This window comes from Olsenella sp. DNF00959 (genome assembly GCF_001553055.1).
GTDB classification, from domain to species: Bacteria; Actinomycetota; Coriobacteriia; order Coriobacteriales; family Atopobiaceae; genus Olsenella_I; species Olsenella_I phocaeensis.
Genome location: NZ_KQ960123.1, coordinates 503451 through 517030, shown reverse-complemented (window position 1 = coordinate 517030; position 13580 = coordinate 503451). Strand labels below are relative to the sequence as shown.

Sequence of the window (13580 nt, the reverse complement as noted above, 5' to 3'; positions counted from 1 at the left end):
ACACACAGGAAGGCCACGTTCCCATGCTCATGATCGTCTCACCCGCCAAGAGGATGGTCCGTCAGGAGGGCGAGCCCCCCGCCGACGCAACACCGCGCTTCTTGGACGACGCCCACGAGCTCGCACACGCCCTGCGCGCCCTCGGGCCCGAGGGCGCGCGCGAGGTATGGCGCTGCTCGGAGGGGCTCGCCGCCTCCTGTTGGGAGCAGCTCCGCACCCTCCCGGAGGACCTGCTGGCCCCCACGACGTCCCTCTCCCCCGCCGTCATGTCCTACGTGGGAATCCAGTACCAGCACCTGTCACCGCAGGTCATGGAGGCGCGCGAGCTGGAGTGGCTGGCCCGCCACCTGCGCATCGTGTCGGGGCTGTACGGGCTGCTCAGGCCCTTCGACGGCATCTGTCCCCACCGGCTCGAGATGCGGTCGCGGCTCGCCGTCGACGGCGCGGGCAACCTCTATGGCTTCTGGGGCTCGCGCATCGCAGACGCGCTCGCGGAAGGCCCGGAAGCGGACGTGGTGGTCAACCTCGCGTCGCAGGAGTACGCCCGTGCCGTGCTCCCCTGGCTCCGGCCAGGAGACCCCAGGCAGCTGACCTGCTCCTTCCTCGTGCCGCGCGGGCGGGACGGTAAGCTGGTCCAGCAGGCGACCGAGGCCAAGGCGGCGCGTGGCAGCCTCGTGCGCTGGGCCGCGGAGCGCGGCGTCGAGGACGTGGATGGCCTGCGCGGCTTCCGCGAGCGCGGCTACCAGCTCGACGAGGCTCTCTGCGACGAGGGGACGCTCGCCTTCGTGCGGCGCTAGGGCCGGCGCGGGAGGCCGGGAGCCTCCGAGGGCGCGGTGCCTCTCGCCTCGTCCCGGACGAGGACCGAGGCGGGTGCGGGTGCCGCCTCCCTACTTGTTCTGGATGCTTCCCACGTTCTTGATGAGGATGGACACGCGCCCCTCGACGTCGCGCGAGAACTCGATGTAGTCGTCGTTCGAGGCGTACTCGGAGGGGAAGCTGATCTCAATCCCCGTGTCGGTGCGTATCTTGTGGCTCTTCGCCATGCGGTTGGCCACGCCGCGGCGCACGCTGACCTCCTCGGGCAGGCGCTCCTCGCGGGCCGCCTGCTCGTAGCGCTCCTGGACGTCGGGCCTGCCCTCGAAGACCTCGCGGCCCACCTCCTCGGGAGAGAACGCCTCCTCGCGCTCGGCGCTGCTCGCCACGTAGGCCTTGGCCTGGGCCACGGCCTCGACGGGGCTGATGCCGCACTCCTCCGCCACGTCCTCCACGATGCGCTCGACTGCCTCCATCGCCTCGCGGCTCGAGGCCTCGGCGCTGCACTGCAGGAGGCCGTCGGGAATGATCAGGCACTCCTGGCTGCCCTGGGTGCGCGGCTTGTCCCTGAAGTCGATGCTCAGGTCCTGGAGGTCCACCAGGAGGTAGGAGTCCACCTTGGCGGTGGGGTTGGGCAGGGTGGAGTCCTGGCGCAGTATCTCGTTGGCGGCCATGCCGGACGCGTCGTTGCCCAGGTCGTGCACGAAGGCCTGCTTGCGGGGAAGGAGCACCGCGGCGAAGCAGCGCCGGCTCAGGTCCGGCGCCTCGTCCTCGTCCAGGCTGGTGGCCGCGTCCTCGAACGCCTGCGTCACCTGGGTCTTCTCCGCCGCCTTGGAGCCCATATCCTGCGTCTCGCTGAAGTCGGCCACCAGGAGGTCACACTCCTCGAGCTCCTCGCAGCGCCTCAGCTCCTCCCAGAGGTACCGTCCCAGCTGGTCGGATATCTCGACGAAGCCCACCTGCCCCCGGCGGTACTCGTCGAGGGTCTGCGCGAAGGCGCTCTGCTCGCTGAAGCTGCCATGCCGGTTGTCGGGGCTCGACGACACGCTCCTGAGCCGCCGCTGCACGTAGGACCTCACCGGGCGCTGCGAGAGGTCCAGCTCGCGCTCCGAGAGGTAGCTGCTCCCGGTCTCGAACTCGAAGGCGTGCAGTATGGCGTGGGTCACTCTGAGCATGGTCTCTCCCTGCCTGTCGTTCGCGGGCGGCCGGGGTCGGCCGCGGGCACCTAGGATAGCCCAGCCGAAGCCCAGGCAGGCATCGACAAGCAAGGTGGCCCCTCTCCCCTTTCGTGGCGAGAGGGGCGGACTGCCTCGCCCCTAGCGCTCCACCTGGAGCAGGGGGTCTCCGACCTTCACGAGGGGACGGCCCCCGATGAGCGTGCCGCTGCTCGACACGTTCTTGACCGACCTCAGGCTGTCGCTGTTGGTGATGGCGACCGTGACGACGTCCTCGTACCCCGCGGCGGCGATCCTGTCGCGGTCGAAGACGATCAGCGGGGTGCCCGCAGCCACCTCGTCGTTGGCCTCGACGAAGCGCGTGAAGCCCTTGCCCTCCATCCTCACCGTGTCGATGCCCACGTGGATGAGGACCTCGACGCCGCCGGGCAGGGTCATGCCGATGACGTGGTTGGTGACGGCCGTCACGCTGATGCGGCCGGTGGCCGGAGCGTAGACGATGCCCACGGAGGGCAGGATGCCGCAGCCCTCGCCGAAGAAGCCCGACGAGATCGCCTCGTCGTGGACCTCGCCCAGGCTCACGACGGCGCCCGTGACCGGGGCATAGACCATGTCGTCGTCCACGTGGAAGACGGCGGGCTTGGGCGCGCCCGCCTCGTCCCCGGAGGAGAAGAGGCTTCGCTTGATGGTGTCGATGAGTCCCATTGCGTTTCCTTTCGCGCGGGAGGTGGCTGCCGCTCAGACAGGTCCGACGATACCCGATTGCGGGGATGGGACGGGCCTGGCGGCGGCCGTCGGCGCCAAACGGCCCGCCTGGGGCTATAGCCCCAGGCGAGGTGGGGCTACGACCCCAGGCGCAGGCCGTAGAGGTAGACGGATTCCTCGCCACCGTCCGCGGCCCGCCTGCGCTCCTGGACGAGCGAGAAGCCGCGCGACTCCATGAAGTCGACGTCACAGTCGTCGCCCATCACCAGGAAGCAGCCACGCTGCCCACCCTCGTCGAAGCGTGCCACCATGTCGCCCAGAAGGCGGCTCCCTATGCCCCTGCCCTGGGCGTCGGGGCGCACGACGAGGAGGTTGACCTCGGCGTCGGAGCTCGCGTACTCGCGCGAGATGAAGACGTCCGCCATGGTGTAGCGACGCAGGCGGCCGAAGAGCTTGTCCTCGACCTCGATGCCGCCGAGCTTGGCACGCTTGCGGGCCTTGACCATGACGTCGGCGAAGCGCTGGCCCCAGTCGGGGTCGACCTGGGCCAGGCCGCCACGTGAGACGCCGCCGAAGCAGGCCCCCACGACGCGCTGGCCGCGCACGGCGACGTGCGCGTGCTGGGAGCGCTGGAGGGCGCCGAGCGTCATCACGCGGCCGAACACTATGCGGTCATAGACGCCCTCGACGCTCGAGCACCAGATGCGCGAGCAGATGTCGGTCACGTCGTCGAAGTCGCCCTCGCGGAAGGGGCGGTAGCTGATCTGCGGCTGGTCGGAGCCTGGTGCTGGGGTCATGCGCTGGTTTCTCTTTCGAATCGCTTCTCTGGGCCCTGATTATGAGACAAAGCGAGAGGGGCTGCCTGCGGCATGCGCGGCGAGCGGAGCGCGAGGCAGGGGCTCGTCCGGACGCCACGACGCCCGGCGGGCGGGGCGGAGCGCAGGTGTGGCGACCGACGGTCATAGCGTGCGCCACGGGCCCGCGTCACGGGTCGGCCGCCGCCCGCGCCCAAGGTGCCGGCGGCAGCCGAGGCCCTCGGCCACTCTCGCCTGGCCGTGGCTAATCCTCCAGGGCCGCCCTGCCGTAGGCGTCGGCCGCGAGCATGGCGTTCGCGACCTTCTGGGGCGTGACCTCGAAGGGCATGTTGTGGAGGGTGTCGTTCTCCGCGCAGGCGAGCTTCGCCACCTCGAGCACGCGCTCCCAGCTCGCGTCCTCCACGCCCAGCTGCGCGAAGGTCACGGGCAGGCCGACCTCGACGCAGAAGTCGAGCACGTCGTAGAGCTCGTCGGCGTCCTCGAGCACGAGCTGGGTCAGGGTGCCGAAGGCCACCTTCTCGCCGTGGTAGCAGGAGTGGGTCTCGGGCATCGCGGTGAGGCCGTTGTGGATGGCGTGCGCGCCCGCCAGGCCAGCGGACTCGAAGCCCAGGCCCGAGAGCAGGGTGTTGGCCTCGATCACGTTCTCCACGCTCTGGGTGCAGGCGCCTGCCTCGAGGGCGAGCTTGGCCTTCATGCCATCCGTCATCAGGGTGTCGTAGCAGAGCTTGGCGAGCGCCATGGCGGCGGCGGTCACCTTGTCGCCGGCGCAGGTGGTGGCGTCGGAGCGCCTGCAGGCGCGGGCCTCGAAGAAGGTCGCGAGCGCGTCGCCCATGCCGCTCACCGTGAGGCGCACGGGGCTCTTCGAGATGACGTCGGTGTCCATGAGCACCAGGTTGGGGTTGGCCTTGAAGAACTGGTACTCCTTGAACTGCCCCTCGGAGGTGTAGATGACCGAGAGCGCCGAGCAGGGGGCGTCGGTCGCGGCGATGGTGGGGACGATGACCACGGGCGCGTCTACCCCCGAGGCCACGGCCTTGGCGGTGTCGAAGATCTTGCCTCCGCCCACGCCCACCACGACGTCGGCCTGAGTCTCGCGGTACGCGGCGACCAGGCGGTCGATCTCGTCCTGGGAGCACTCGCCGTTGAAGCTGTCGTACGCGAGCTCGATGCCGGCGTCGGCGAAGCTCTTCGAGACGAGGTCGCCGAAGCGCCTGATGCCACCGGCAGAGATGACGACGAGCGCCTTCTTGCCAAAGGCCGAGACGTAGCCGCCCAGGCGGGACAGCTCGCCGGGTCCCTGGACATACTTGGACGGAGAGATGAAGATGCGTGCCATGGTGCTTCCCCTTTCGCCGTATGCGTGCGGCCGGGCATGTGCCACGGGCCACGTCCCCCAGTGTAGGGCAGCGGGCAGGGGCCGCCCCAGCGTCGTTGCGTGTAATTTCTCGCCCGATGGGCTTGGCGGGACAGCACGACGGATGCTGGCGTACCATCTTGTCGGCCACTGCCCCAGAGGGGTACCAGGAGGAACGGAGCGACCCAGGATGCACGCAGGCTTTGACAACGACAAGTACATCGAGATGCAGGCGGCGCGGATCCGCGAGCGTATCGACCAGTTTGGCGGCAAGCTCTACCTCGAGTTTGGCGGCAAGCTCTTCGACGACTACCACGCAAGCCGCGTCCTGCCCGGATTCGAGCCCGACTCCAAGGCGCGCATGCTCCGCCAGCTCGCGGACGACGCCGAGGTCGTCTTCGCCGTCAGCGCCATCGACATCGAGCAGGGCAAGCGCCGTGGAGACCTGGGCATCACCTACGACGAGGACGTCCTGCGCCTGATGGACGTCTTCCGCAGCATGGGGCTCTCCATCGGCGGCGTGGTGATCACCCGCTTCTCGGGCCAGCCCAAGGCCGAGGCCTACCAGGCGCGCCTCGAGCAGATGGGCATCGAGGTCTACCGCCACTATCCCATCGCCGACTACCCCTCCAGCATCGACCTCATCGTGTCCGACGAGGGCTTCGGCAAAAACGAGTACGTCAAGACCACCAAGCCGCTCGTCGTCGTCACGGCACCGGGCCCCGGCTCGGGCAAGCTGGCCGTCTGCCTCTCGCAGCTCTACAACGAGCATGTGCGCGGCATCGAGGCCGGCTACGCCAAGTTCGAGACCTTCCCCGTCTGGAACCTGCCCCTCAAGCACCCCGTGAACGTCGCCTACGAGGCCGCGACCGCCGACCTCGACGACAACAACATCATCGACCCCTACCACCTTGAGGCCCACGGAGAGGTCACGGTCAACTACAACCGCGACGTCGAGACCTTCCCCGTGCTCCGCGCCATGATGGAGAAGATCGCGGGCCACAGCCCCTACCAGTCCCCCACCGACATGGGCGTCAACATGGTGGGCTACTGCATCAGCGACGACGACGTCTGCCGCAAGGCCGCCCTGCACGAGATCGTCCGGCGCCACTACTGGTGCGCGGAGAAGATCGCCCGCACCGGCATCGGCGAGTCCGAGCTGAGGAAGATCGGCCTCCTCATGAAGGAGGTGGGCGTGGACAAGAACCTCAACCCCGCCCACGCCGCCGCGCTGCTCAAGGAGGAGGTCACCGGCAAGCCCGCCGGCGCCATGGTGCTGCCCGACGGCAGCGTGGTGACGGGCAAGACCTCCGAGCTTCTGGGCGCCGCCTCGTCGCTCCTGCTCAACGCCCTCAAGCGCGTGGCCGGGGTGGAGAAGGACCACTGGGTGGTCTCGGACGAGGCGCTCGCGCCCATCAGCCGGCTCAAGACCACGCACCTCAAGAGCAAGAACCCGCGCCTGCACTCGGACGAGACCCTGATCGCCCTCTCCATAAGCAGCGCGTCGAACCCCGAGGCCAAGCGCGTGATCGAGGCCAGCAACCAGCTGCACGGCTGCACGGCGTACTTCTCGGTGATCATCAGCTCCACCGACGAGCGCGTCTACCGCAAGCTGGGCATCAACGTCTGCTGCGAGCCCAAGTTCGAGCGAGGCACCTTCTATCACCGCTAGGGTCCTGGGGGTAGTACGCTCCCCCAGGGGCGTCGACCGAGGGCGATTCTCGGTGCCTTATGCTTCCCGCGCAAACCATTCCTGGCGTGCGCGGGACATTCTTCTGACCTGCGGCGCTGCGATTAGTCGCGCAAGTTGGCGGCAGTTTGCGCGCGAGTCGAACGTCTTCACGCGCAACGCAGGCGCGGTTTGCACACGAGTTCTTGCTCACCAGGCAAAACGCAAAACCACGCGCAAGTTGGCGGCAGTTTGCGCGCGAGAACTCCTATCCCCACACCTGACGCCGCCCCTCGCGTAGTCGTAAATGACCAGCTCAGAGCAGGGTTACGAGCAGCTGCCCGTTAGCTATGTGCCAGCTGCGTGCAAGCTGGATTTATCTTCTCGCCAAAAACTGTCCCGGAGCGGGCTAGCGTTGATGCATGGAGATCACGTTCTCGCATACCACGGCACTGGCGCTTCTCAGGGCGCAACGGCGGGGAGAACTATGCACAAAGGACGCCCGGCGCATGGATTGCCCGACCACGCGGATACGCCTTGGACGACACGACAAAGCAGAACTTCTCGAGGCGTTCCTGGAGCCCCTGGGCAACGTCGCCTCCGAACTTGCCACGGAAGCGACACCCTTGGAACACCTTGTCAGGTCTGCGGGGGAGAGGAGCCATTCTCCTCTATTGAGGGGCCACCTAAGCGGAGCGACGCTGCCGCCCGACTCGTTCCTCCGGCTCGCTCCCGGCATTGCCATCTCGTCGCCCGAGCTCGCCTTCGCGCAGATGGCAGAGACCCTGACGGACGCGCAGCTCCTCGCCCTGGGCATGGAGCTCTGCGGCAGCTTCGCCTGTGACCCGCTCGGCCCGGCGCACGGCCCCGCCCGTTACGGCCTGCCACCCCTGACGAGCCAGGGCAGGATGCTCTGGTTCCTCTCGCACGCAAGGGTGCTCCGCGGCAGAGAGCGCGCCAGGAGGGTGGCGGAGCTCGTCGCCCCCAACGCCTGGTCTCCCCGCGAGGCGATGCTGGCCGCGCTCCTCCTGCCGCCCGCACAAGAGGGCGGGTTTCCCCTGGCACCGCTCACGCTCAACGTTCGCGTCTTCCAGGCTGGCGCGCCTATGACCAGGCCCTCACGCGTCCCGGACATCCTGCTCGAGGGCACGGGCGTGGGCCTCAACTACGACGGCCACGACCACCTCGCGCTCGCGTCCCTCGAGTCCGCCGCGATGGCTGTGGCATGCGACCCAGGCAGCGCCGAACGTCAACACGTGGTCCAACGGCTGCGGACCCAGATACGCAAGAGGTACGTCGACGACCGTCGCCGGGACCGGGACCTCACGAGCCAGGGCCTCGCCATCCTCCCCGTGACCGCCGAGGACCTGAGGGGGCCCGCCGGCCTTGAGTTCCTCCTATGCCAGCTCGTCTCCTGCGCTGAACGAGGGACGGGGAGGCGAGACGGGTGGGCCCGCGCAATGCTGGAGGACCCGACGCTCCAAGCGGCTCGTGCCAGGGTCCTCAAGGAGCTGCAGCTCTGGTATTCCAGGTCTCCGCGCGCAGCTAACACGTAGTTAGCACGCGTTTCGCAGATGAGCTGCGCAAACGGCGCACAATTTGCGCGCGTCTCTCAAATGACCTGCGAAAACGACCAAAGGCGCGCAAACTGCCCGTGGGCTGCGCGCCGCATCACCCCCGCCTCGCGCAAACTGCCCGTGGGCTGCGCGCCGCATCACCCCCGCCTCGCGCAAACTGCCCGTGGACTGCGCGCCGCATCACCCCCGCCGCCGCAAACTGCCCGTGGGCTGCGCGCAAGATTCTCGTGACCTGCTTAAACGAAAAATCCCGCGCAAGCCAGAAATGACCTGCGCGGGACCCAAACCTCCCCGCGACCCGAGCCACCCGCCCGAGTCGCCTGTCTACGCGACCAGTAAACCTTACAGCACGTGGACGTCACTCGCGTGGAAGTCGAGGAAGGCCTTCTCGCCCACCTCGTAGATCCTCTTGTTCTTGGGGTTGAACTCGGTGATCTTGACCAGGTGCTCGCCGCAGCGCACGTGGTAGTTCTGGTAGTGCCCCATGAAGCGCGAGAGCACGACCTCGCAGGGCAGCGCGCCATCGTCGGCCACGTGGGCGGACTCCGGCCTCAGCACCAGCGTCACGTCGTCACCCACGGCCTTGCCGTTGCGCTCGGCGACCTCGATGGCACGGCCCTCGACCATGACCTGGCCGGACTCGCCGTCGATGGACGTCAGCTTGCCGCGCAGGAAGTTGGACTCGCCGATGAAGTCGGCCACGAACTCGTCCACCGGACGGTAGTACACGGTGTGTGGGTCGCCAATCTGGTCGACGACGCCCTTCTTCATGACGATGATCTTGTCCGAGAGGGCCATGGCCTCGGACTGGTCGTGCGTGACGTAGACGGCCGTGATGCCCGCCTCCTGCTGGATGCGGCGGATCTCGGTGCGCATGTCCACGCGGAGCTTGGCGTCGAGGTTCGAGAGCGGCTCGTCGAAGAGCAGCACGCCCGGCTCGATGACCAGCGCGCGGGCCAGGGCGACGCGCTGCTGCTGGCCGCCCGAGAGCTGGTTGGTCATGCGGTCTTCCATGCCCTCGAGGCCCACGAGCCCCAGGATGTTGGTGACCTTCTCGCGGATGGTGTCCTTGTCCATCTTGCGCAGCTTGAGGCCGTAGGCCACGTTGTCGAAGATGTTGTAGTGCGGGAGCAGCGCGTAGCTCTGGAAGACCATGGCCGTGTCGCGCTTGTTGGGCGTGAGCTCGTTGATGGCTTCCTCTCCCAGGTAGATCTCTCCCTCGTTGGGGCTCTCGAATCCGGCGATCATGCGCAGGATGGTGGTCTTGCCGCAGCCGGAGGGTCCCAGCAGCGTCACGAACTCGCCGGGTTCGATGTTGATGTTGGCGTCATGGACGGCATAGAAGTCCTTGCCGGTCTTGGGGTCCTGGTAGATCTTGGAGATGTGCTCCAGGCGCACGCCCTTCTTCTCCTTGGCCATGGCTTAGTCCTCCTCGGTGGTCTTGATCTTGGCGCTGGTGCCGAAGTGCTTGATGGCGACATTCATCAGGAGCACGGCGCCGTAGGTGATGGCAATGAGGATCGTGGCGAACGCGCAGGCGACGCCGTAGGCGCCCTTCTCGGCGTACTCGTTGATCTGCACCGTGATGAGCAGGAACTGCGGCGTCACGAGCAGGATGATGGCCGAGATGGCGGTGATCGAGCGCACGAAGGCGGTCACGAGGCCCGAGAGGAACGAGTCCTTGATCAGGGGCAGCGTAACGGTCATGAAGACCTGCAGCGAGTTGGCGCCCATGTCGTAGGCAGACTCCTCGATCGACTTGTCAATCTGCCTCAGGGCCGAGATGCCCGAGCGCGTGCCGGTGGGCAGCGAGCGCACGATGAAGACGATGATCAGGATGGCACCCGTTCCATAGAGCCCCTGCATGAGGCCGGTGTGGAAGATGCCGCCCGAGAAGCCGCGGATGTAGCCGACGCCCAGGACGGTGCCCGGGACGGCCATGGCCAGCATGGACACGGCCTCGATGAAGCCCTTGGTGCGGAAGTTCCTCTTGACCACCAGGTACGAGATGATCATAGAGAGGAGCGCGGTGATCGGGCTCGCGATCAGCGACAGCAGGAAGGAGTCGCGGAAGGCCTGGAAGCCGTGGTGCATGGTGAAGACCTGCTGGAACCACTTGGTGGTCAGGCTGAAGTCGTAGCCCCAGGTCTTGAAGAGGGCGCCGAAGGGCACGCAGACGTACATCATGATGACGAAGATCGCGATGGCGCCACAGAGGGCCGAGAGGGGCAGGCGCACGGAGTTGTCGGTGATGAGCATGCGCGCGCGGCTCGCCTTGCCCGTGAGGGTGGCCGTGGACTTGGCCTCGAGCACGTACTTCTGGACCACGAACATGGCCAGGGTGATGAAGAGGAGGACAACCGCCATCGCCGCGGCGCCCTGCTTGTCGTAGGCACCGGTGATCTGCAGGTAGATCGAGGTCGCCAGCGTATCGTAGGAGCCGCCGATGAGCATGGGGTTGGCAAAGTCAGCGATGGACTCGATGAAGGTCACCAGGAAGGCGTTGCCCAGGCCCGGGAGGATCAGGGGCAGCGTGACGGAGGTGAAGACCTTCCAGCGGGAGGCGCCCATGTCGCGGGCGGCCTCCTCGAGCGATGGGTCGATGTTCTTGAGCAGGCCGCGGAACATCATGTAGCAGACCGGGAAGAAGGTCAGGGTCTGCACCAGGGCGATGCCCCAGAAGCCGTACACGTTGTTGTCATAGATGCCCAGCAGATAGCGGGTGATGATGCCCGCCTTGCCGAAGAGCATGATGACCGAGAGCGAGAGCACGAACGGCGGCGAGACGACGGGCAGCATCGAGACGACCTTGAACAGGCCGCTCACGAACTTGGTCTTGAGCTGCACGTACTCCTCGACGTAGGCAAAGAGAAGGCCGATGAGGGCCGCCAGGATGCCGACGAGGAAGCCCACCCTCAGCGTGTTGGTGATGGCCGTGTCGAAGGACGGCATCGAGAGCACGCGCTTGAAGACGTCGAGCGTGGGGCCATTCTCCCCCACGATGCTGTCCACCATCAGGATGGCCAGCGGATACAGAATGAACAGCGTCAGGAACGCTATGAGCACGGCAATGGTGGTGACCATGATCGGGTCGGCCATCAGCTTCTTGCGGTCAAGCTGGACGCTTTGATTCTTCGCCATTGCTCCCCTCCCTGGGTCGTGGGCCAATACGGCGCGCACCCCGATGCAAAAGAGCCGGGCGGATGGAATCTCCACCCACCCGGCTCGCTGCCGCGTCAGGGCGCGGTTGGGGCTTCTCCGCTACTCGGTCTGGAAGCGCTTGGTGTCGCCGGTGTCGGCGCCGGAGCTTGCGAGCGCCTTCATGATGTCGTCGACGTACTGCTCGGTGTTGGCCTTGGCGTCCGCGAAGTCGTAGTTCATGACGTTGTCGGGGTCGAGGCCGAACTGGCTGACGACCTCGGGCTGCTTGGCGTCGTCGATGACCAGGAACTGGTAGGCGCCGACCTCCTGTGCGCGCTCGACGCACTCGGGCGAGAGGGCGTACTCGATCCAGAGCTTGGCGGCGTTGGGGTGCTTGCAGCCCTTGAAGATGGCCGTGGCGCCGACCTCGTAGGACGCGCCGGACGAGGGGATGGACATGCCGATGTTGCCATAGCCGTTGTCGACCATCTGGAAGACGGCGTCGTGCAGGAAGCCCAGGCCGATGGTGCACTCGCCGGTGCCGACGTTCTTGGAGGGGCCAGAGCCGGACTTGGTGTAGACCTGGACGTTCTTGTCGAGGTCTACCAGGTACTTGATGCCCTCGTCGTGGCCGTACTTCTGGATGACGGTGTTGAGGATCAGCTTGGCGGTGCCGGCCGTGTTGTAGTTGGACATCCAGATGAGGTCCTTGTACTTGTCGCTCAGGAGGTCGGGCCAGTCGGTGGGAGCCTCGAGGGACTTGCGCTCGAGCTCGTCCTTGTTGAAGAAGAAGCCCAGGATGCCCTTGTAGATGCCGTACCAGTTGCCGTCGGGGTCGCGGTAGACGTCACTGATGAGGTGGCTGGCGTTGTTGGCCTGGTAGGGCTCGAGAATGCCCTTGGTGACGGCGACGTTGTAGGGGTCGGTGGTGCCGCCGAACCAGACGTCGGCGGAGGGGTTGCCCTTCTCCTCCTCGACCTTGGACTCGACCTCGCCGGTGGAGAGGCGCTGGTACTGGGTCTCGATGCCAAAGAGGTCCTGGAAGTGCTGGCAGCAGGCCGCGACGTGGGCCTCCTCGCAGGAGCCGTACACCACGAGGGTGCCTTCCTTCTTTGCCGCGTCAATCATCTCCTGCGAGGCGATGCGGCTCAGGTCCTTGCCGGAGTCCTTGGCGGCGTCGGTGGCGGCGCCGTTGGACCCGCCGCCACAGCCGGCGAGACCGGCCGTCACTGCAAGAGCCGCAGAGCCGGCGAGGAAGTTCCTACGGGTGATGTGTGCCATGTCGTCCCTCCATAAATGGTTTGGGCTGATGTTTGCTCGGGGCCGGCTGGCCCACTCCGCCTACCATGGCACCCAAGCGGCGCAAGATGTGGTGCCAAGCAGGCAGATATCGCCAAACGGTATGCAAGGGGTGACCAATAGCATGCATGCCGGCCACCAATGGCACGCGGGCCGGCCGACAAGGCCAGCCCGCGAGAATCTAAGCCTGCGAGAAGTACGCCAGGGCGATGCCCCCGGGACCCACGTGGGTGCCCACGGTGCTCCCCACGGTGTGCACGGGGATCTCGTCGAGCCTCCCCTCCCAGAGCCAGCGCGAGTCCTCCACGTACTTCCTGAGCAGGTGGTCGGAGGGGCCCGAGTAGCCGATGGCGAGGGGTAGGCCGATGTCGATGCCGCCGGAGCGCTCCACCTCCTCGCTGAGGAGGTTGCGGCCGTTCTTCGACCCACGCGCCTTGCCCAGCGTGACCACGGCGCCATCGCGGATGGCAACGACGGGCTTCACCTGCAGCATGGTCCCGATGCCCGCGCTCACGGCGTCGATGCGCCCGCCGCGGCGCAGGTACTCGAGGGTGTCGAGCAGGGCCACGAGCCTGACGTCGCCCCTCTTGCGCATGAGCTCCGAGGCGATCTGGTCGGCGTCCCTCCCCTCGGCCGCGAGCCTCAGCGCGAGCTCGACCAGGATGCGCTGGCCCAGGCAGGCGTTGAGGGAGTCGACCACGTGCACGCGACCACCGAAGCCCTCCGCCGCCACGACGGCGCTCTGGTTCGTGCCGCTCAGCTTGCTCGAGATGGTGACGCATACCAGCTCGTCCTCCGGCCCCTCGAGCGCCGCCTCGAAGGCCTGCTGCCACTCGAAGGGCGTGACCTGACCCGTAGTGGGAAGCTCCTCTCGCTCGACGAGAAGCTCGTAGAAGCGGGCGTGGTCCAGGTCCACGCCATCCTTGAAGGTCTGGTCCCCGAAGCTGATGGAGAGGGGCACCACCGTCAGCCGGGGATCGTCGATGTCGTCTATGTCCGACGCGGAGTCGGTGATGATGCGCACTGCCATGT

Annotated in this window: 11 protein-coding genes; 3 read left to right on the top strand and 8 right to left on the bottom strand. The window is 67.0% G+C overall.

The window, feature by feature from the left end; translation table 11 throughout:
• Positions 1-23 precede the first annotated feature (23 nt).
• Entirely contained in the window at positions 24-797 is a 774-nt protein-coding gene (locus HMPREF1868_RS02220; protein WP_062529973.1) for a YaaA family protein, read from the top strand.
• 90 nt (positions 798-887) lie between these two features.
• Here HMPREF1868_RS02220 and HMPREF1868_RS02215 read toward each other — a convergent pair whose 3' ends face one another.
• The 4 genes from HMPREF1868_RS02215 to HMPREF1868_RS02200 form a co-directional block, all read right to left on the bottom strand.
• Positions 888-1988, bottom strand: a complete 1101-nt coding sequence (locus HMPREF1868_RS02215) for a nucleoid-associated protein (protein ID WP_062529971.1) — start codon at positions 1986-1988, stop codon at positions 888-890.
• A 141-nt stretch (positions 1989-2129) separates the two neighbouring features.
• Positions 2130-2693: a PTS sugar transporter subunit IIA gene (locus tag HMPREF1868_RS02210; protein WP_062529969.1), complete on the bottom strand. Its 564-nt coding sequence runs from the start codon at positions 2691-2693 to the stop codon at positions 2130-2132.
• A 137-nt stretch (positions 2694-2830) separates the two neighbouring features.
• Positions 2831-3490: a GNAT family N-acetyltransferase gene (locus HMPREF1868_RS02205; RefSeq protein WP_062529968.1), complete on the bottom strand. Its 660-nt coding sequence runs from the start codon at positions 3488-3490 to the stop codon at positions 2831-2833.
• Positions 3491-3752: 262 nt separating this feature from the next.
• A complete protein-coding gene (locus HMPREF1868_RS02200) occupies positions 3753-4844 on the bottom strand; it encodes a glycerol dehydrogenase (RefSeq protein ID WP_062529966.1) in 1092 nt (363 codons plus the stop codon).
• A 208-nt stretch (positions 4845-5052) separates the two neighbouring features.
• On the opposite strand from HMPREF1868_RS02200, the gene HMPREF1868_RS02195 reads away from it, so the two are divergent.
• Positions 5053-6534, top strand: a complete 1482-nt coding sequence (locus HMPREF1868_RS02195; protein WP_062529964.1) for a DUF1846 domain-containing protein — start codon at positions 5053-5055, stop codon at positions 6532-6534.
• A 671-nt stretch (positions 6535-7205) separates the two neighbouring features.
• Complete coding sequence (locus tag HMPREF1868_RS02190; protein ID WP_156439382.1) at positions 7206-8087, top strand: hypothetical protein; 882 nt, start codon at positions 7206-7208, stop codon at positions 8085-8087.
• A 363-nt stretch (positions 8088-8450) separates the two neighbouring features.
• On the opposite strand, the gene HMPREF1868_RS02185 is transcribed toward HMPREF1868_RS02190, so the two are convergent.
• From HMPREF1868_RS02185 to HMPREF1868_RS02170, 4 genes are all read right to left on the bottom strand, one after another.
• On the bottom strand, positions 8451-9527 hold the full coding sequence (locus tag HMPREF1868_RS02185) for an ABC transporter ATP-binding protein (protein ID WP_062529958.1): 1077 nt from the start codon (positions 9525-9527) through the stop codon (positions 8451-8453).
• 3 nt (positions 9528-9530) lie between these two features.
• Positions 9531-11249 (bottom strand): ABC transporter permease, encoded by a 1719-nt coding sequence (locus tag HMPREF1868_RS02180; RefSeq protein ID WP_062529956.1) that lies wholly within the window; start codon positions 11247-11249, stop codon positions 9531-9533.
• Between the two features lie 120 nt (positions 11250-11369).
• The gene (locus HMPREF1868_RS02175; RefSeq protein ID WP_009279547.1) at positions 11370-12530 is read right to left on the bottom strand and encodes an extracellular solute-binding protein; all 1161 of its coding nucleotides are present in this window, start codon (positions 12528-12530) and stop codon (positions 11370-11372) included.
• Positions 12531-12729: 199 nt separating this feature from the next.
• The gene (locus tag HMPREF1868_RS02170; RefSeq protein ID WP_062529954.1) at positions 12730-13578 is read right to left on the bottom strand and encodes a DegV family protein; all 849 of its coding nucleotides are present in this window, start codon (positions 13576-13578) and stop codon (positions 12730-12732) included.
• Between the last annotated feature and the right edge of the window lie 2 nt (positions 13579-13580).